The organism is Variovorax sp. Soil_C_17 (assembly GCF_057657265.1).
Genome location: NZ_JBDGIT010000002.1, coordinates 1,021,201 through 1,040,671, shown reverse-complemented (window position 1 = coordinate 1,040,671; position 19,471 = coordinate 1,021,201). Strand labels below are relative to the sequence as shown.

General features: G+C 64.5%; 17 protein-coding genes. 6 read left to right on the top strand and 11 right to left on the bottom strand.

All coding sequences use genetic code 11. The annotated features are described in order from the left end of the window. Positions 1-24: 24 nt before the first annotated feature. Positions 25-3,525 carry a DNA polymerase III subunit alpha gene (dnaE, locus tag AC3A6Y_RS13395; RefSeq protein ID WP_487868705.1) on the top strand — a complete coding sequence of 1,167 codons (3,501 nt, stop codon included), beginning with the start codon at positions 25-27 and terminating at the stop codon, positions 3,523-3,525. Between the two features lie 44 nt (positions 3,526-3,569). Here dnaE and AC3A6Y_RS13390 read toward each other — a convergent pair whose 3' ends face one another. The 11 genes from AC3A6Y_RS13390 to ribD all read right to left on the bottom strand — a co-directional run bounded on the left by AC3A6Y_RS13390 (position 3,570) and on the right by ribD (position 13,189). Then, positions 3,570-5,021 (bottom strand): hypothetical protein, encoded by a 1,452-nt coding sequence (locus AC3A6Y_RS13390; RefSeq protein WP_487868704.1) that lies wholly within the window; start codon positions 5,019-5,021, stop codon positions 3,570-3,572. 265 nt (positions 5,022-5,286) lie between these two features. Continuing rightward, entirely contained in the window at positions 5,287-6,252 is a 966-nt protein-coding gene (tolA, locus tag AC3A6Y_RS13385; protein ID WP_487868703.1) for a cell envelope integrity protein TolA, read from the bottom strand. A 3-nt stretch (positions 6,253-6,255) separates the two neighbouring features. Next, complete coding sequence (locus AC3A6Y_RS13380) at positions 6,256-6,693, bottom strand: biopolymer transporter ExbD (RefSeq protein WP_106558769.1); 438 nt, start codon at positions 6,691-6,693, stop codon at positions 6,256-6,258. A 19-nt stretch (positions 6,694-6,712) separates the two neighbouring features. Then, positions 6,713-7,429 (bottom strand): protein TolQ, encoded by a 717-nt coding sequence (gene tolQ, locus AC3A6Y_RS13375; protein WP_106558768.1) that lies wholly within the window; start codon positions 7,427-7,429, stop codon positions 6,713-6,715. Further along, entirely contained in the window at positions 7,426-7,890 is a 465-nt protein-coding gene (ybgC, locus tag AC3A6Y_RS13370) for a tol-pal system-associated acyl-CoA thioesterase (RefSeq protein ID WP_487868702.1), read from the bottom strand. Before ybgC ends, tolQ begins: the two co-directional genes overlap by 4 nt. Next, positions 7,887-9,086 carry a pyridoxal phosphate-dependent aminotransferase gene (locus AC3A6Y_RS13365; RefSeq protein WP_487868701.1) on the bottom strand — a complete coding sequence of 400 codons (1,200 nt, stop codon included), beginning with the start codon at positions 9,084-9,086 and terminating at the stop codon, positions 7,887-7,889. The genes ybgC and AC3A6Y_RS13365 overlap by 4 nt, the downstream gene beginning before the upstream one ends. 82 nt (positions 9,087-9,168) lie before the next feature. Continuing rightward, positions 9,169-9,702 (bottom strand): transcription antitermination factor NusB, encoded by a 534-nt coding sequence (nusB, locus tag AC3A6Y_RS13360; protein WP_487868700.1) that lies wholly within the window; start codon positions 9,700-9,702, stop codon positions 9,169-9,171. An 11-nt stretch (positions 9,703-9,713) separates the two neighbouring features. Then, positions 9,714-10,184, bottom strand: a complete 471-nt coding sequence (ribH, locus tag AC3A6Y_RS13355) for a 6,7-dimethyl-8-ribityllumazine synthase (RefSeq protein WP_487868699.1) — start codon at positions 10,182-10,184, stop codon at positions 9,714-9,716. A 31-nt stretch (positions 10,185-10,215) separates the two neighbouring features. Continuing rightward, entirely contained in the window at positions 10,216-11,376 is a 1,161-nt protein-coding gene (ribBA, locus tag AC3A6Y_RS13350) for a bifunctional 3,4-dihydroxy-2-butanone-4-phosphate synthase/GTP cyclohydrolase II (protein ID WP_487868698.1), read from the bottom strand. Then, positions 11,373-12,026: a riboflavin synthase gene (locus AC3A6Y_RS13345; RefSeq protein ID WP_487868697.1), complete on the bottom strand. Its 654-nt coding sequence runs from the start codon at positions 12,024-12,026 to the stop codon at positions 11,373-11,375. Before AC3A6Y_RS13345 ends, ribBA begins: the two co-directional genes overlap by 4 nt. Before the next feature lie 44 nt (positions 12,027-12,070). Then, positions 12,071-13,189, bottom strand: coding sequence for a bifunctional diaminohydroxyphosphoribosylaminopyrimidine deaminase/5-amino-6-(5-phosphoribosylamino)uracil reductase RibD (gene ribD, locus AC3A6Y_RS13340; RefSeq protein ID WP_487868696.1), 1,119 nt, complete (start codon positions 13,187-13,189; stop codon positions 12,071-12,073). A gap of 169 nt (positions 13,190-13,358) precedes the next feature. On the opposite strand from ribD, the gene AC3A6Y_RS13335 reads away from it, so the two are divergent. From AC3A6Y_RS13335 to AC3A6Y_RS13315, 5 genes are read left to right on the top strand one after another with little or no spacing between them, the layout of a single operon-like run. Further along, complete coding sequence (locus tag AC3A6Y_RS13335) at positions 13,359-13,928, top strand: GspH/FimT family pseudopilin (RefSeq protein WP_487868695.1); 570 nt, start codon at positions 13,359-13,361, stop codon at positions 13,926-13,928. Then, positions 13,925-14,479, top strand: a complete 555-nt coding sequence (pilV, locus tag AC3A6Y_RS13330; protein ID WP_487868694.1) for a type IV pilus modification protein PilV — start codon at positions 13,925-13,927, stop codon at positions 14,477-14,479. The genes AC3A6Y_RS13335 and pilV overlap by 4 nt, the downstream gene beginning before the upstream one ends. After that, the gene (locus AC3A6Y_RS13325; protein WP_487868693.1) at positions 14,476-15,435 is read left to right on the top strand and encodes a PilW family protein; all 960 of its coding nucleotides are present in this window, start codon (positions 14,476-14,478) and stop codon (positions 15,433-15,435) included. The genes pilV and AC3A6Y_RS13325 overlap by 4 nt, the downstream gene beginning before the upstream one ends. Continuing rightward, the gene (locus AC3A6Y_RS13320) at positions 15,432-16,007 is read left to right on the top strand and encodes a pilus assembly PilX family protein (protein WP_487868692.1); all 576 of its coding nucleotides are present in this window, start codon (positions 15,432-15,434) and stop codon (positions 16,005-16,007) included. Before AC3A6Y_RS13325 ends, AC3A6Y_RS13320 begins: the two co-directional genes overlap by 4 nt. 25 nt (positions 16,008-16,032) lie before the next feature. Continuing rightward, positions 16,033-19,467 carry a pilus assembly protein gene (locus AC3A6Y_RS13315; protein WP_487868691.1) on the top strand — a complete coding sequence of 1,145 codons (3,435 nt, stop codon included), beginning with the start codon at positions 16,033-16,035 and terminating at the stop codon, positions 19,465-19,467. Positions 19,468-19,471: the final 4 nt, after the last annotated feature.

Sequence of the window (19,471 nt, the reverse complement as noted above, 5' to 3'; positions counted from 1 at the left end):
AGGCGGCTTTCTACAATCGAGCCCATGTTCGTTCACCTGCGCCTGCACACCGAGTTCTCCGTCGTCGACGGCACCAATCGCATCGATGAAGTCGTCAAGGCAGCCGCCGCCGACAAGCAGCCCGCGCTGGCGATCACCGACCTCAACAACCTCTTCGGCGGCGTCAAGTTCTACAAGGAAGCGCGCGGCAAGGGCGTCAAGCCGCTGCTGGGCGCGGAGGTCTTCGTCGACGGCCTGGGCACCGAACCCGGCATGCTCGCGCGCATGCTGCTGCTGGTGCAGAACTTCGAAGGCTACCTGCACCTGTCCGAGCTGCTGGCGCGAGCCTGGACCCAGAACGTGGGCCGCGGGCAGGCGCAGGCGGTCTGCAAGCTGGCATGGATCGAAGAGCTCCAAGGCGGCCTGATCGCGCTGTCGGGCGCGCAGGCCGGCCCGCTGGGCGCGCCGCTGCTGCAGGGCCAGGCCGAGCGCGCGGCCGAGGTCGCGCTGAAGCTTGCAGGCCTGTTCCCGCACCGCTTCTACATCGAGCTGCAGCGCGCCGGCCGTCCCGAGGACGAGCCGCACGTGGTGGCGGCGGTTCAACTGGCGGCGCGCCTGAACCTGCCGGTGGTCGCCACGCATCCGGTGCAGTTCGCGACCGCCGAGGACTTCGAGGCGCACGAGGCGCGTGTGTGCATCTCCGAGGGCGAGATCCTCGGCAACGCGCGCCGCGTGCGCCGCTTCACGCCGCAGCAGTACTTCAAGTCTGCCGCCGAGATGGCGCAGCTTTTCGCCGACGTGCCGAGCGCCATCGCCAACACGGTGGAGATCGCCAAGCGCTGCAATCTCACGCTCACGCTGGGCAAGCCGAGACTGCCCGACTTTCCGACGCCCAACGGCATGCCGATCGAGGAGTACTTCCGCCATGCCTCCTTCGAGGGCCTGGAGGAACGCCTCGCGCACCTGTACCCCGATGCGGCGAAGCGGGATGCCGAGCGGCCCCGCTACGTCGAGCGGCTCGAGTTCGAGATCAACACCATCCTCAAGATGGGCTTCCCGGGCTACTTCCTGATCGTGGGCGACTTCATCAACTGGGCCAAGAAGAACGGCTGCCCCGTCGGCCCGGGCCGGGGCTCGGGCGCCGGCTCGCTGGTGGCCTATGCGCTGAAGATCACCGACCTGGACCCGCTCGAATACAAGCTGCTGTTCGAGCGCTTCCTGAACCCCGAGCGCGTGTCGATGCCCGACTTCGACATCGATTTCTGCCAGAGCAACCGCGACCGCGTGATCGACTACGTGAAGGACAAGTACGGCCGCGACGCCGTGAGCCAGATCGCGACCTTCGGCACCATGGCCGCGCGCGCCGCCATCCGCGACGTGGGCCGCGTGCTCGACATGAGCTACACCTTCTGCGACGGCATCAGCAAGCTGATCCCGAACAAGCCGGGCATGTCGGTGACGCTGCAGTACCCGCCCGTGCCCAAGGTCGAAGGCGACAAGAACAACTACGCGATCGAGATGGAGCCGCAGCTTGCGGCGCGCATCGAGAAGGAGGAAGAAGTCCGCATGCTGGTCGAGCTGGCGCAGAAGCTCGAAGGCATGACGCGCAACATCGGCATGCACGCCGGCGGCGTGCTGATCGCGCCGGGCAAGCTCACCGACTTCTGCCCGCTCTACCAGCAGCCCGGCAGCGACTCGGCCGTGAGCCAGTACGACAAGGACGACGTGGAGGCCATCGGCCTGGTCAAGTTCGACTTTCTGGGCCTGGCGACCTTGACCATCCTGGAGATCGCCAAGGAGTTCATCGTCAAGCGCCACAAGGGCCAGGAGGGCTTCGCCTACGAGAACATCCGGCTCGACGACACGCACACCTACAAGCTCTTCGCCGAGGGCAAGACCGAGGCCGTGTTCCAGTTCGAATCGCGCGGCATGCAGGGCATGCTGAAGGACGCACGGCCGACGCGGCTGGAAGACCTGATCGCGCTGAACGCGCTGTACCGGCCGGGCCCGATGGACCTGATCCCCAGCTTCGTCGCGCGCAAGCACGGTCGCGAGCCGGTGGAGTATCCGCATCCGCTCGTGGAAGACATGCTTTCGGAGACCTACGGGATCATGGTCTATCAGGAGCAGGTGATGCAGACCGCGCAGATCCTGGGCGGCTACTCGCTCGGCGGCGCCGACCTGCTGCGCCGTGCGATGGGCAAGAAGAAGGCCGAGGAGATGGCCGAGCACCGTCTGACCTTCCGTGCGGGCGCGGCCAAGAACGGCATCAGCGAGGAGAAGGCCGACGAGATCTTCGACTTGATGGAGAAGTTCGCGGGCTACGGCTTCAACAAGTCGCATGCGGCCGCCTACTCGCTGCTGGCCTATCACACCGGCTGGCTCAAGGTCCACTACACGGCCGAATTCTTCTGCGCCAACATGACCGTGGAAATGGACGACACCGACAAGCTGAAGGTGTTGTTCGAGGATGCGCAGAAGAACTTCGGCATGACTTTCGAGCCGCCGGACGTGAACCGCGGCAACTACCGCTTCGAGCCGGTGACCGACAAGGTGATCCGCTATGGCCTGGGCGCCGTCAAGGGCACCGGCCAGCTCGCGGTGGAGGCGGTGGTGCGGGCGCGGGAGGAGGGCGGGCCTTTCAATAGCCTGTTCGACTTCTGCGTGCGGGTGGACCGCCAGCGCATCAACAAGCGCACGGTGGAAGCACTGATCAAGGCCGGCGCCTTCGATGCCTTGCAGCAGAACCGCGCGGCGCTGGTGGCCTCGATCGACCGCGCCTTCGAGTTCGCGAGCGCCACCGAGGCCAATGCGGCGCAGGCCGACATCTTCGGCGAGTGCGAGCACGGCTCGGCCACGCAGGAGCCCGAGCTGGTCGACGCCACACCCTGGGGCGTCAAGGAGCGGCTGACGCTGGAGAAGACGGCCATCGGCTTCTATCTTTCCGGCCACCTGTTCGACGAGGTGGCGCACGAGGTGCGGCGCTTCTGCAAGCGCGAGATCGACGACCTGATCGACAGTCGCGAGCAGCAGGTGATTGCCGGCATCGTGAGCGACCTGCGCGTGATCAACGGGCAGCGCGGCCGGCTGGCGATCTTCAAGCTGGATGACAAGTCCGCCTCCATCGAGGCCACGGCCGACGAGGCGCTGATCAACAACAACCGCAACACGCTGAAGGACGACGAGCTGGTCATCGTGAGCGGGCGCCTGCAGCCCGGCCGCGGCGGCTTCGAGGCGCGTTTCCAGGTGCAGCAGGTGTGGGACTTGGCCACTGCGCGCTGCCGCTTCGGCAAGTTCCTGCGCGTGGCCGTCAACGGCAAGGCGCCGGATATCGCGCGGCTGGTGCGCGAGTTCCCGCCGCGCACGGAGCAGAGCGAGCACGGCGAGCTGCTGCAGGGGCTGGGCGTGCGCCTGTCGATGGCGCGCGGCGGGGCGCAGGTGGAGCTGCAGCTGGGGGAGCGGGCGAAGTTCTTTCCGACCGATGCGGCGCTGGCGAGCTGGATGGCGCAGGCGGAGGCGGGGAAGGCCTCGGTGGTGTACGACTGAGCTCGACCAGGCCGCGAGCGCCAGTGCTCTAGGGAGCCTTGGGGTTAGATACCTTGCTGCTCCAGCTTTAGAACCTTTTCAAGAAGCGCGTGCTGGCCGCTGCTTGTGCCGTTCGCAAAAGCTATAGCCTGGGTGCTTTCGATCTGTTTCCTTTGACTCGGCGGGAAATTTTGATCGGTCGAAATTTCAATGGCCAGCCTAACCTTGGTGCTGAAGCTGTGTGCGCGGAACTCCTCCAGACGTTGAGTGACCGCGCCAATCATCGGGCGCATAAAGAGCTGATAAATCACCCGTTGCTTGGCGTGGCTCTTGATCTCATTGATCTCTTCGGTCTCGTTATTGCCTGCCAATTCGGCGGCATTGATCATCCTGAAAATGTCGGCCAAGGATTTCTCGACTTGCAGCGGGAGGATAGTCATTTTGATCCAATTGGAAATGTCAGGCAGAAGTTTGCTCATGAAATCTTCCCATTGAAAATTGTCTTTCAAACTCATCTTGAGCTCGAGTGCTCTGATGTCTATCGTCTTGAGATGGGCGTCGACAATCCCGATGAAAGATTTGGACAGAAGCAAAAGTTCGGAGGCAAACAGGTTCTTAAATATTTTGGCTGCCTTGGTTCCGTCTGAAAAAAAGTTTTGTGGCACATCCCCTTGGAGCCTTTTGACCTCTTCGAAGCAGCTCGCTTGAAGTGCGCGAAGTGCTTTATCGGAAGTGACGCTCATGCTGATGGGCTCGGCCCAGTCCGGCTTGAGTTCGTGGCCTTCGCAGTCCGAACGCCACCACTCTGCCAGCGTGCCGATCGCTTCAGCCACCATTTTTCCGTGGAAACTGGTAGCTGGCTCGTTCATGCACGCGTCTCGCATGTCCTCCAGATAATCGACAAGTTCCTGAGGAACCGTGACATCGGCGCTCGGGCAGTACCTACGCTTAATCGAGGCGGCGGCGTAAAAATCCCAAGTCAGCTCTGTAATGCAGTTAGAAGGAGTTCCCCGCTGGATGTTGTTGAGGTATTCGCTGCATTTGGTCTCGAGATTTGCCATTTCAAGATCTGAGAGGGATATGCAAAACAAAGCAGTTGCAAGTTGTTTTGCGGCGTTCAGTTTTTTTCGATCAGCCTTGTTGATTCTTGTTTTTTCAGATGTCGATTGGGCGCGTTTGGAGATAATATTCGTAAATATTGATTTGTTTTTACGGAGGGCGCCGGATTCATTTTGGTGAGTCGGAACGGGGTCTGGATCATCCAGATTCACCTTTATGTCTTTGCTATATTTCTTTTGACTCTTGGGTTCTCTCTTCAAAGTCATGTCAGGCTTCGAAGGCGGAGAAGTGGGGCGCTCGATCTTGTGGCGACCCATTTGGATTCTTGAGTCATTTGGGCGTGGCACGATCTCGAGAAGTTTGGGTGCTGAGCTTGTTTCGGATTTGGCCTGCCTGCTCCATTTTGAATCCGTGCTGGAGGACGACTCGCTGCTGCCGCGGGTGCGTGGTATGGACATGTTTATCGGGTTGAGTTACGGGGCGTGCGCACGGTCACCTGAATGAATGTCACAGCGTGCGTGACCCATTGACCAATCGCGGATGCGCTTCAATGCGTAACCACAACTGCCTGGGGGTTCCTTGACAGCGTCTTTTGAGCTGAGGGCTCTGCTTGCGTCAAGGTTCGACGGCTTTCCGCTGCGCTGCGAACAGATCCGTCTCGGGAGGGCGCCGCCGCCGGGGGCGCTTCGATAGTCAGCTCGCCGACGCGCGCTGAGAAGAGCCTCAGCCGCGCTTCGGCCGCAAGGTAACGATCAGCCGTGGCGGCACGGTGCCATCGACGTCGCGCGGCAGCTTCTCGGTCTTCTGCAATGCGCGCAGCGCGGCTTCGTCCCAGTTCGGCAGGCCGCTGGTCTTGACCAGCGTCGGCGTGCCAACGATGGTGCCGTCGGGCGCCAGCCGAACATCGAACTCGGCGCCCGGGTTGCCGTTGACCAGCTCCGCCTCGGGGAACACCACATTGGGCCGCACGGCAGCCGCGACCTTGCCGCCGTAGCTGCCCGAAGGGCCCGAGGAGCGTGCGGCGTTGCCCTCGCCGCCGGTGCCGGCCATGGCCTGCATGCGCTTGAGCGTGGCCGCGCGGTCGGCAGCCGCCTGGGCGGCGGCCTTGGCTTCGGCTTCCTTCTTCTTGGCGGCCTCCGCTTCCTGCTTCTTCTTGGCCTCGGCCAGCTTCTGCTGCTGTTCCTTCTTGCGCTCGGCCTCTTCCTCGGCGCGCTCGCGCTCCTTCGCTTCCTGTTCCTTCTTTTCCTGCGCGGCCTTGCGCGCGGCTTCGAGCTTCTTCTGCTGCTGTTGCCGAGCCACTTCCTCTTCGCGTTCGCGCTCCTTCTGCTCCTTGAGCTTCTTCTCGCGTTCCAGCGCGATGTCGGGCGCCTTGGGTGGCGGCGGCGCCGGTTCCGGCGGCCGCGCGGCCTGGGGCGGCGGCGGAGGAGGAGGGGGTGGCGGCGGTGCCGGCGTGGGGGCGGGTGCGGGTGGCGGCGGCGTCGGTGCGACCGCGCGCGGCGCTGCCTGCTGGATGGTCGAGGACCACAGCTCGGCCTCGACCGCATCGTTCTCGGCTTCGCGCCGCCAGCTCACGCCCCAGGTCAGCGCAATGATCAGCAGGGCATGGGCGATCAGCGCCAGCAGGACGGCACGGAAGGTGCCGCGCTGCGGCGGCGGCGCGAACTCGGGACGGTCGGCGGCCAGCGACATGGCTTACTTGGCGCCCGTGGTCTGCACCGAGAGGCCGACGCGCTCGATGCCGCTGGCCTTGAGCTGGTTCATCGCCTTGACCACCGTCTCGTACTTGACCGACTTGTCGGCACTGATGACCACCGGCCGCTGCGCATCGCCGCTCTGCGCGGTGCGCGCGGCGCTGCCGATCTGGGTCATGGGGATCGAGAGGGCGCCGGTGCCGGTGGACGCATCTTTCTTGATCTGGACTTCGTCGTCGCTCTTGATCACGATCTCGACCGGCCGGTCGGGCTGCTTGTTGGCGCGGTCCACCGTGGGCAGGTTGATCACGCTGGGCGTGATCAGCGGCGCCGTGACCATGAAGATGATCAGCAGCACCAGCATCACGTCGATGAACGGGACCATGTTGATCTCGTTGATCGTTCGGCGGCCGCGGCCGCGGGAGGACATGGCGGGCATGGTGAATTCTTTCCGGCTGTCAGCGCACCGTGGCCGGGCCCATCTGCGATGGGTTGACGACGTGGGCGGTCAGGTTGCGCTGCAGGATGTTCGAGAACTCCTCGATGAAGGTTTCCAGCCCGATTGCGATCTTGTCGATCTCGCGGGCGAAGCGGTTGTAGGCGACCACGGCCGGGATGGCGGCGAACAGGCCGATGGCAGTGGCGACCAGCGCCTCGGCGATGCCGGGCGCCACGGTCGCAAGCGTCACTTGCGCCAGGGCGGCCAGGCCGGTGAAGGCATGCATGATCCCCCAGACCGTGCCGAACAGGCCGACGTAGGGCGAGACCGAGCCGACGGTGGCGAGAAAGGAGAGGTTCTGCTCCACCGCGTCGAGCTCGCGCTGGAAGCTCGCGCGCATCGCGCGGCGCGCGCCGTCGAGCAGCGTGACGGCGTCGGACACGTGGCGCTCGCGCAGCTTCTGGTACTCGCGCATGCCGGAGGCAAAGATGCGTTCCATCGGGCCGGCGAACTTGGCGTGCTGGGCGGCCGAGGAGAAGAGCTCGTTCAGGCTGGTGCCCGACCAGAACTCGCGCTCGAAGTCTTCATTGAGCGAGCGCGTGCGCTTGAGCGAGAAATACTTGCGGAAGATGGCGGCCCAGCTGGCGATCGAGACCACGATCAGCAGGAGCACGACGAGCTGCACCGGAAGGCTGGCATGCAGCAGGAGGGAGAGGATCGAGAGTTCTTGATTCATGACTTCTGGGGTTGAGACATGGAGCCCGCGTAGCGCGCAAGGGTTCCCGAAACCTGCGCGGGGATGCGCGCGGGCCGCAGCGTGTCGGCGTGGACCCAGCCGATGCGGATGCTGCCTTCGCAGAGCACTGGTGCATCGGCCGTTGTATCGGCAGTGGGGGCGTGGGCCGGCCGGGCCAGCACACGCTGGCCGATTATCAGGGACGCCGAGCCGATCTGGCGCAGCTCGGCGGTCACCAGCAGTTCGTCGTCGAGCCTGGCGGGGCGGTGGTACTTGAGCTGGGTTTCGCTGACCACGAAGATGCCGCCGGTTTCTTCGCGCAGCTGGCGCTGCGCAATGCCCAGCGAGCGCAGCCACTCGGTGCGCGCACGCTCCATGTACTTGAGATAGTTGGCGTAGAACACGATGCCGCCTGCATCGGTGTCTTCCCAGTAGACGCGGATCGGAAAGGCAAAGCTCATGCGGAAACTGCGGCACTCGCCCAGGCCCGCAGGCGTTCTACCGACTCCTGCAGGTGTGCCATCGAACTGGCGGTCGAGAAGCGCACAAAGCGGGCGGTCTCGGCCGAGCCGAAGTCGCGACCGGGCGTGACGGCGAGATGGGCCTTCTTCATCGCCTCGAAAGAAAAATCCCAGCTGTTGGCGATGCCCAGCTTTTCGCCGAAGGCGGAGCAGTCGGCCCAGGCGTAGAAGGCGCCGTCGGGCACCACGGGCACCTTGAAGCCCAAGGCCTCGAGCTGCGGGATGAACCAGTCGCGCCGGGCCTTGAATTCAGCGCGGCGGCGCTCGTACTCGGCGATGCTCTCGGGCTCGAAGCAGGCCAGGGCGGCGTACTGCGAGACCGTGCTGGCGCAGATGAAGAGGTTCTGCGCGAGGCGCTCGACCACCGGCACCAGCGGCTCCGGCACCACCAGCCAGCCCAGGCGCCAGCCGGTCATGCTGAAGTACTTGCTGAAGCTGTTGATGCTGATGATCTGGTCGTCGATGCCCAGCGCGCTCTGTCCGAAGGTCTCGTCGTACGAGAGGCCGAGGTAGATCTCGTCGATCAGCGTGATGCCGCCGCGCCGCGTCACCACTTCGTGAATGCGGCGCAACTCGCCCGGCTCGATGGAGGTGCCGGTGGGATTGGAGGGCGAAGCCAGCAGCACGCCGCGCGTGCGATCGGTCCAGGCGGCCTCGACCTTGGCGGCGCTGAGCTGGAAGCGCTCCTCGGCCGTGGTCGGGATCAGCACCGCGCGGCCATCGGCGGCGCTCACGAAGTGGCGGTTGCAGGGATAGCTGGGGTCGGGCAGCAGGATCTCGTCGCCGGCCTCGATCAGCGCCAGGCAGGCCAATTGCAGCGCGGCCGAAGCACCGGCCGTGACCACGATGCGGCGGGCAGGCACGTCGACGTTGAAGCGATCGCGGTACCAGCCGCTGATGCGCTCGCGCAGCACCTCGAGACCGGTGGCATGCGTGTACTGGGTGGCGCCGGCGCGAACGGCGCGCAGGGCCGCTTCCTGCACCGGCAGTGGCGCGGTGAAGTCGGGCTCGCCGATGTTGAGGAAGATCATCGGCCGGTCGGTGTGCGCGACCTCGCGCGCGACCGCCGAAGCGGCCTTGGCGACCTCCATCACGTAGAAGGGCTCGATGCGCTCGGCGCGCTTCGCAATCTTCATGAGGCCCCCACGCTCGGCACTGACGTTTGCTCGCTGCCCCCGAAGGGGGCGTTGGCATGCCTCGAACAGCCCGGTGCAGCGCTCATGGCCGGGCCTTGCCGCTCGCGCGATCGGCTTCCACTTCGGCGGGGCGCAGCTTGGGCGCGAGGCCGTTGAGCACTGCGTTCACGTACTTGTGGCCATCGGTGCCGCCGAACTCCTTGGCCAGCTCGATGCATTCATTGAGCACCACGCGCCAGGGCACGTCGAGGCAGTGCTGGAACTCGTAGACGCCGATCCACATCACGGCGTGCTCGATGGGAGAGATCTCCTCGAGCTTGCGGTCGAGCAGGGGCACGATCAGCGCATCGAGCTCCTGCGCGGCGGCGATGGCGCCGTGCAGGAGTGCGTCGTAGTGGGCCGCATCGGCCTTGTGGAAGCCGGCCAGGTCGCGGGTGAACTGGTCGATGGAGGCGGCGTCGTTGCGCCCCACCAGATGCTGGTAGAGCGCCTGGAGCGCGAATTCGCGCGCGCGGCTGCGCGTGGATTTGGCGGAGGCCTTGCGCGCGCCGGTGCTGGTGAGCCCGGTTCGCGACTGGCGCGGCCGCTCGCCGCTGGTCTTGGTGTCGTCGGTCATGAAGAAGTGGATCAGGGCCTGGTGGCAGACCCGAGAAGGCGCGCCATCTCGACCGCGACGCGCGCCGCGTCGCGGCCCTTGTCGGTCTGGCGTGCGAGTGCCTGGTCGAGGTTCTCGGTGGTGAGGATGGCGTTGGCGACCGGAATGCGGTGATCGAGCGCCACGCGGCTCACGCCGGCGCCGGATTCGTTGGCCACCAGCTCGAAGTGGTAGGTCTCGCCGCGGATGATGCAGCCCAGCGCGATCAGCGCGTGGTAGCGCTTGCGCTCGGCCATGGCCTGCAGCGCGATGGGCACCTCGAGCGCGCCCGGCACGCTCATCCGGTCGATGTCGTCGGCCGCCACGCCGAGCTGCTCGAGCTCGCCGAGGCAGGCCGTGGCCAGCGCATCGGTGATGTCCTCGTTGAAGCGCGCCTGCACGATGCCGATGCGCAGGCCCTTGCCGTCGAGCGTGGCGGCGCTGCCCTTGTTCGCGTCCTGCATCAGTGTTCCTGCCTTCCCGGGTGCTTGCTGTTCATTTCTCGTCCTTCGTGAGGTAGCCGGCGATCTCCAGGCCGTAGCCTGCCGCCATGCTGGGCATGCGGCGCGGCGTGCCCAGCAGGTTCATCCGGTGTACGCCGCATTCGCGCAGGATCTGCGCGCCGATGCCGTAGCTGCGCAGGTCCATGCGGCCTCGCTCGGGTGCCTGCGCGGGCCGCGCGGTGCCGTCGAACTGCGACAGCAGCTCGGCGCCGGTCTCGCCGCAGTTGAGGAAGACCGCCACGCCCTTGCCCTCGGCCGCGATGTGGGCCAGGCTGGCATCGACGCTCCAGGAGTGCAGCGAGCGATTGACCTCCAGCGCGTCCAGCACCGAGAGCGGCTCGTGCACGCGCACGTCCACCGTGTCGCTGGCATTCCATTTGCCGCGCACCAGCGCCAGGTGCACGCCGTGGCTGGGTTTGTCGCGGAAGGCGTGGGCGGTGAACCAGCCCCAGGCGGTCTGGATCTCGCGGCAGCCGACCTTCTCGACCAGCGTCTCGGTGCGGCTGCGGTGCTCGATCAGCGCGGCGATGGTGCCGATCTTGATGCCGTGTTCGGTGGCGAAGAGCTGCAGGTCGGGCAGGCGGGCCATGGTGCCGTCCTCGTTCATGACCTCGCAGATCACGGACGCCGGCGAGCAGCCGGCCATGGCGGCGAGGTCGCAGCCGGCCTCGGTATGGCCGGCGCGCATCAGCACGCCGCCGTCGACCGCCTGCAGCGGGAAGATGTGGCCGGGCTGCACCAGGTCGGCGGCCACGGCGTTGGGCGCGACAGCGGCCTGCACGGTGCGCGCGCGGTCGGCGGCGGAGATGCCGGTGGTCACGCCCTCGGCTGCCTCGATCGAGACGGTGAAGGCGGTCGAATGCTTGGCGCCGTTGCGCGCCACCATGGGCGGCAGCTGCAGCCGCTCGCACATTTCGCGCGACAGGGTGAGGCAGATCAGGCCGCGGGCATGGCGCGCCATGAAGTTGATGGCCTCGGGCGTGATGTGGTCGGCCGCGATGACGATGTCGCCTTCGTTCTCGCGATCTTCTTCGTCGACCAGGATCACCATGCGGCCCGCGCGCAGCTCGGCCACGATGTCCTCGACCGGTGAAATCGGCGCGGGCGTCAGGCTGCTGCGCGGGGCGCCGATGGGCGTGACGGTGGCGTTCATGGGGTGGTGTCCTTGGGGGTGGTGGGCAGAGCGCCGGCCTGGAGCATGCGCTCCACGTAGCGCGCGACGGTGTCGATTTCGAGGTTCACGCGGCTGCCGGCTTCGAGGCTGCCCAGGGCGGTGTTCTCGACGGTGTGGGGGATGAGGTTGATGCTGATCTCGCTGCCTTCGGGGCCGTCGCTCACGCTGTTGACGGTGAGGCTCACGCCGTTGACGGTGATCGAGCCCTTGTACGCGAGGAAGCGGGCCAGTGCCGGGGGCGCCAGCACCCGCAGCTCCCAGCTCTCCCCCACGGGGGCGAAGCGGCTGACGGTGCCGATGCCGTCCACATGGCCGGAGACGATGTGGCCGCCCAGGCGGTCGCTGGCACGCAGGGCTTTCTCGAGGTTGACGCGGGCGCCGGGCTCGGCGAGGCCGGCCGTCTTGTCGAGCGATTCGGCCGAGATGTCGATGGTGAAGAGCTGCTGCGCGGGATCGAGGGTGGTGACGGTCATGCAGGCGCCGTTGAGCGCGATGCTGTCGCCGAGGCCCACGTCGTCCAGGTAGCCGGCGGGCGCTGCGATGCCGAGCCGCTTGCCGTGGGATGAAGAGCTGCCGAGGTCGTGGACGGCGGCGATGCGCCCCACGCCGGTGATGATTCCGGTGAACATCGCGGCATTTTCGCAGAGATGCGAAGCCGCCCCGGCGGGGCAGGCTAGAAGCGGTCCCGGCCGGCGATGCGGGCGACGATCCGCAGGTCCGGACCGAGGCGCTCGAAGGACTTGAATTCGAGGGCCAGGGCTTGGTCCAGGCGGGTCAGGGCGCCGGCGGCATGCGGCTGGTTCGCGATGCCCAGGCCCTCGCCGATGAGCTTGGGGGCGAGGTAGAGCAGCAGTTCGTCGACCAGCCCCTCGCGCAGCAGGGACCCGTTGAGCTTGTGGCCGGCCTCGACATGGAGCTCGTTGACCTCGCGGGCAGCGAGGTCGCGCAGCACGGCAGCGAGGTCCACCTTGCCGTGGGGGTTGGGAAGGAAGCGAACCGTGGCGCCCCGGGCCTCGAGGGCGGCTTGCGCGGCCGCATCGGGGGCCGCGGCGTAGATCCAGACGGGTCGGGCGGGCTCGAAGATGCGTGCGGCAGGAGGGGTCTGCAACTGGCTGTCGACCACCACCAGGGGCGGCTGGCGCCGCGTTTCGGCCAGACGCACGTCCAGCCGCGGATCGTCCTCGAGCACGGTGCCGACGCCGGTGAGCACGGCGCCGGCGCGCGCGCGCCAGGCATGGCCGTCGGCGCGCGCGGCTTCGGAAGTGATCCATTGGCTGGTGCCGTCGGTCAGGGCGGTCTTGCCGTCGAGCGACGCAGCGACCTTGAGGCGGACCCAGGGAGTCTTGCGGATCATGCGGCTGAAGAAGCCGATGTTGAGTTCGCGGGCTTCCTCGGCGCCGGGGCCGATCTCGACTTCGACGCCCGCGGCGCGCAGGCGCTCGAAGCCTTGGCCAGCGACCAGCGGATTGGGATCGGCCAGGGAGGCCACGACTTTTCGAACACCGGCCGCCGCTAGCGCATCGCAACAGGGCCCGGTGCGGCCGTGGTGGGAGCAGGGTTCCAGCGTCACGAAGGCCGTGGCGCCGATCACCGAAAGGCCCTTGGCCTGCGCGTCCCGCAGCGCCATCACCTCGGCGTGCGGGCCGCCCACGGCCTGCGTGGCGCCGCGGCCGATGACGCCGCCCCGTTCGTCGAGGAGAACGCAGCCGACGCGCGGGTTGGGTGCGGTGTCGAGGCTGGCGTGGCGAGCCAGTTCGATGGCTTCGGCCATGGCGTTGGGTTGAAGGCTCATGCTTTTCTTTCCATCAATACCTCGAATTCTGTCCAAGCAAAAAACAGTTCGCGACATTTCCTGGATGAGTGGTCAATCTGCGCCGTCTGTCGGACGGCGGATGTGGGTCATGCCTGTGTCCAATTCACCAGGAATTTTGGTGGTCCGTCAACAGGAAGTCCGGCTCGTCATGAAGCGATTGTTCTACTCGTCAAAGCCAATGCCAGGCGCACCCCGTCGCAGGGAGGGCGGTTTCACCCTGGTGGAGGCCATGGTCGTGATCGCGATCTCCGCCATTCTCGTAGGGCTCGCCGCACCATCGATGCGCAACCTGATCGAGCGCAATGGCCTCAACGAGAGCATGGAAAGCTTGACGAGCAGCATCGCGTTCGCGCGGGCCGAGGCGATCAAGCGGGGCTTCCCCGTCGCCTTGTGCCGTAGCACCGACGCCGAGAACGGCACGCCTTCTTGCAATGCGAACACCGCTTGGAATACCGGCTGGCTGGTGTTCGTGGACTTCGGGGGCGATGGCAGCTTCGATGCCGGCAGCGGCGACGTCCTGCTGCGCGTGCAGGGCAGCCTTGAGAAGAACGGCAAGCTCGATCAGAACGGCTACAGGAGCATCGTGTTCCAGCCCACAGGGACACTGATCTCTGCCTTTACAAGCTTCGCATTCGAGTCCCCCGGCAGATCGTTCGCGCGCAAGCTTTGTATCGGGGTCGGCGGAAGGGCTCGCGTCATCGAAGGTGAATGCTCATGATGGCAAGGCTCGCGACGCTTGCGCCTGTGGGGCAGAAACGCCAGAAGGGCAGTTCGCTGCTCGAAGTGCTCATCGCCGTTCTCATCATGTCCTTCGGACTGCTTGCACTGGGAGGGCTTGCCGCGGCGGCGCAACAGTACGTGAAGATGGCCCAGTTCCAGTCCGTCGGCATGGCGCTGGCTTCGGATCTCGGGGAGCGCATGCGCGGCAATGTCGCAGGCTTCCAAAGCGGTGGTTATGTACGGGCCTCGGCCTATTCCACGGTGACAGTCACAGTACCGTCCTGTGCCAATGACACTGCCTGCACCGTCGCCGAGATGGCGGCGAAGGACATGGCGGAGTGGGTCAACGAACTTCAGCGGCGCCTGCCAGGCGGTGATGCCTTTGTCCAGCGCGACACCACGAACACCCTGGCGACCGACATCTGGATTCTCTGGATCGATCCCAGCACCTCCGAACTTTCCGTAGCCGCCAACACCGACTGCCCTGCCACCGCAGTGAAGGGGCTAGCACCGACACCGCGCTGCATGTACTACCGGATCAGCCTATGAACCGCCGCCAATCCTCTTCTGCCAACTGGACCACGCGTGGGCGAACGCTAGTTGAACTGCTGATCGCCATCACGATCGGCATCGTGGTCCTCGGTGCATTGACGGTCGTCTACCTCTCCACCAGCCTTAGCGGCCGGCAATCCACTGCGGTTGCGCGCATGAACGAAGACGCGGCGACTGCCCTGAGCTTCATCGGTCCGCAACTGCGCATGGCGGGCTTCAGCTTGCCGCGCCGGGGCACGCTTCCCGTCGCTGCGCTGGTGGATGGTGTCAAGACTTCCCCCCCTGACCGGAATTTTGCTGGTGCTGGCGTCCGTGCATGTGACCACGGCTTCACGAACGCCACTACGGCGACCTTTGCTGACCTTTCGTGCAGCTCGGCGTCGACGGGGCCGGCAGCCTTCGCTCTGCGCTTCGAAGGCGCAGATCCCACAGGAACCGACAGCCTGCGAGCGTTGCTTCCTCTCAACTCCGATTGCCTCGGCAATGAGGTTGACTCAACGAAGTACACAACGGGCGCGCTCGGAGTTGCATACCCCTTGGTCGAGTCGCGATTCTGGGCCGCTGTCAACAGCTCGAGTGGCACGTCTGACCTGTCTTGCGCCGGAAATGGAAAGAACTTTTCCCCTCAACCGCTGGTGCAGTACGTGGAGGACATCAGGCTGCGCTTCGGGGTGGCCAAGGATGGCCAGAGTTTCGATGTCGTCCAGTACCTCGAGACAGCAGCTGGCGTCGACGCGCTGGGAGGAAGTGTTGACCAGAACTGGTCCAGGGTGGTCACTGTAAGGCTGTGCCTGCTCATGCGCAGCGCCGACTCGGCCCCGGCCGGCGTCGGCAGCAAGTACGTCGACTGCGATGGCGGTACGGTGACGCCGAGCGACAACGTGATTCGCCGGGCCTACGTTCAGACGATTGCGCTGCGCAATCGGAGCGGCTTCGTCGGGTCTGCATCATGAAGTCCTGCGTTGACTCATCACGCAGCACCCTGCGTCAGCGCGGCATCGTGCTGATCATGGCGCTAATTCTGCTCATCATGATTTCGCTGATCGCGACGGTGGCGATTCGGCGCGCGACGACGGGGGAGCAAGTATCCAAGGGGCTTCGAACACAGACAGTCGCCTTTCAGGCGGCCGAAACTGCACTGCGCTTCTGCGAGGACCAGATCCTGAAGAACACCAAGGTGAACAGCGGCACGAGCACCTTGGAGCCTGCCGACTACCCGGAGGATGGGAGTAGTCCCTCGCTGTGGAAGACGCGTGCCAACTGGGAGCTTTCATCCAAAAAGGCAATTGCCATCGACACGTCCGTCGTCAACTCCACGGACGCCGCCGCGAGAACACTGAAGGATGCGGTGCTGCCACGCTGCATGGTAGAGCGCTTGCGGCTGCCCAACGAGGAGGGCGCGGAGATCGAGGCTTTCCTGATCACTTCGGTGGGATACAGCCCGGACTACCGCACCAACGCCAAGGGAACTCCGGATTCAGGTAGTGAGGTTTGGCTGCAGTCGACGATCACACGGCGGCCCTGAACCGGACAAAGAGAGGAAAAAGCAAATGACAAACTGGATGAAGCGACTCGGTGCGCTCATGCTCGGCGTATTGCTGATTGGTGAAGTGGGCGCTGCGATGTCTCAGATTCCGCTGACGGGATCGACTGCCTCGGTGGCGCCAAACCTGATATTCACGCTGGACAACTCCACATCCATGTACTACGAGTGCGTGCCGGATGCGTGCAGCTATGCCCAAACGACTCCTTGGCGCGAGGGGGGCTCTCAGGATCTGCGTCTGAGCTACGACCCCGAGCATCTTTATAACCGGCAACTGCGTTCGGCGGCTTTCAATCCGATCTACTACAACCCGGAGGTGCGTTACTTACCATGGTTGAAGGCAAACGGGGAGCGCCACCCGCAGTATCCCGCCGACCAAGCTCCACTCGATCCAGGACTTCTTTCCGAAAGGAAGAATCTCGTTTCAATGCAGACCGTCACTGCTCGGTGGTACACGCGCCGCGGAGTCGAAAACACCACCGAAACTGCCTGGCCTGCGCAGTATCACAAGCTCGTTAGCGGGACGGGGTGGAGCACGGCTGACTACAAGCAGGTCATTATTTCACCCGAGACTGATAGTTACCCCAAGGGAATCTTCCGCAACGACTGTGCCGGCAGCACGTGCACCTACAAGGAAGAAGCACAGAATTTCTCCAACTGGTTCACCTACGCGCGCAATCGAATGAAAGTGGCGAAAGGTGGAACGGCCGAGGCTTTTGCCTCCGTGCCCTCAGCGTTTCGCGTCGGCTTTGGCGTCATCAGTGCCGGCGGAGGGGTTGTTGACGGCGTTTCCAATGGCACTGTCATGATGGGCGTCAGGCCATTCTCATCGGGGCGCGCGCGGTTCTACGATCTGCTGCTGGGTGCGGGGTTTGTGGGTGGTACCCCGCTTCGCCGTGCCATGGATGACGTGGGCCAGTACTTTTCGCGGGCGGATTCTCGTTCGCCTTGGGCTGCGGATCCGGAGCTGGGAGAGTCATCCGCCGTGCATCTAAGCTGTCGACGTTCGTTCCATGTTCTGATGACCGATGGAATGTGGAACGACGGGCCCGCCAACACACCCGGTGCCAATCAGGACGTCGACAACATGGATGGTCCTTTGATCACTCATGCCAATGGGACCAAGACTTTCCTGTACAAGCCCGTTGCTCCCTATCGCGGCGCCAGCGATCCCACCCTTGCCGACGTCGCGATGTACTACTGGAGCAGGGATCTGCGGCCCGATCTCAAGAACGATGTGCCGGCAAGTGATATCGATACTCCGAATTCAAACCCGGCGTACTGGCAGCATCTGGTTAATTACACCATTGGACTTGGCATCAAGGGCCACTTGGACAACCCAAAAGATTGGCCCAACTTGCTCGCCGGAACGGTGGGTTGGGGTGCACCAAAGAACTACGATATTGCAAATGCAGACGACCTCTGGCACGCCGCTGTCAACAGCCGAGGCAGGTCGGCGCTTGCCAACAGCGTATCGGAATACACCAACGCGCTAAAGTTGATGGTTCAAACAATGGTCGCCAGCGGTGGCGGCAGGGAGGCCGGTATTGCCGTGTCGGGGCGCAGCTATGCACCCACAACGGTCAAGTACATCCCCAGCTACAAGCCCGGCGACTGGACGGGCGAGGTCGAAGCCCAGCGGCTGAGCGACGGCAGCACGCTCTGGTCGGCTTCGAAGATGCTGCCGGCTTCGGCGGACCGCAACATCTACACACTCAAGCAGGAAGATTCCACCGGGGTGCCTTTCACCGCCGCGGCGATGAGTGCCCCAACGCAGGCAGCGCTCGGCGTTGCCGACCCCGCAAAGTTGATCGGCTACGTGCGCGGCGATCGATCCGAAGAGCAAAGCACCTACCGCAAGAGGGTGTCGCTGCTAGGCGATATCGTCAATTCCACTCCCGTGCTGGTGAAGGATCTTGTCGACAGCCAGTACGACTTTCTCCCGGATACCATGCCCGGCAAGAGCAGCTATCTGCGCTATCTGAAGAGCAAGAAATTCCGCACGCCTCAACTCTTCGTGGGTGCCAACGACGGCATGCTGCATGCTTTCAATGCAGAAAGTGGCACTGAAAGTTTTGCCTTCGTGCCTCGCAGCGTCATGGGAAGACTCAGGGAATTGGCGAATCCCGCATATGACCACAAGTATTTCGTCGACGGCCCATTGACCGAGGCCGATGTCTACGACACCACCGCCAGTAAATGGCGAAACCTGGTCATCGGGACCGGCGGCGCTGGCGCGAAGAACCTGTTTGCAATCAATGTGCCCGTCCCATCCGTGGAGAGCGGCAATCCGACGGCGCTGACTGCCCAGCAATCGGCGCCCGGAGCGACCGACATCTTGTGGGAAATCAACAGTGACAACCCGGACTACAGCGAGCTGGGGCACGTACTGCAGGCGCCGGAGGCCGGCATCATGCAAGACGGTACCTCGGTCATCATCACCGGGAATGGCTATGGCAGCGCCAGCGGACGTTCCCGGTTGTATGTGATTGATGCGCAGACAGGCGCGCGCATCAAGGTCCTGAGCCCGGCTCTCAGCAGCTCCTCCGCTGGTCTCGGTGGCGTAAAGCTGGTACGTGACGCCAACAAGCGCGTTGTGGCCGCCTATGCGGGTGATCTTTTGGGCTTTATCTGGAAGTTTGACTTCTCGTCAGCCGATCGTTCGGAATGGGGTGTGGCTTTTTCTAACAATCCGTTCTTCAATGCGTCCAATAGCGAGGGTAAGCCAGAGCCGATCACGGCCGCGCCCACCGTGCTGCCCCATCCGCTCGGCGGCGTCATGGTCCTTGCAGGAACGGGCAAGCTGTTCGAGAGCGATGACGCATCCAGCACGAGCGAGCAAAGTCTCTACGGGATCTGGGACAAGGCACCGCTGGGTGGCGTTGTGAGTGCGGCCGATCTCGTGACGCAGACCATCACCCCTTTGACGATAAATGGCAGCACTGGCGAATACTTCGCTATCAGCAGCAACAGCGTGGACTATGGCACCGGCTCTGCCGCGAAGAAACGCGGCTGGAAGATCCGAATGACTATCGCCCCCGGCCAGCGGCAGATTTACTCACCCCAGATCGAATCGGGTCGTGTGCTCTTCGACACCATGGTGCCCGGCGGCACAGCCACCGGCTGCACTGCGACGCAGCCCCAGGGTTATACCTTCGTGCTCGATCCCTTCACGGGTGCGCCGAGCCAGGACGGCCCAACTTTCGATACCAGCAATGACGGCTCGTTCACGGCAGCGGACAACGTCACTGCCGCCGTGACGCACTTCTCATCGATCGGGCAGCGCCGGATTGTGCGGGTTCCTGGAAGTTCCGAGGTCCGGCTTGAAGGTCCTGGAACACCCGGAAGTCCTCTGGGCGCGGATTCCACCAAAAAGGTCAAGCTGGGAGGAACGCCTGTTAAGCGCCAATGGCGGCAGATCATCTCGCCTCCTTCTTACTGAACAA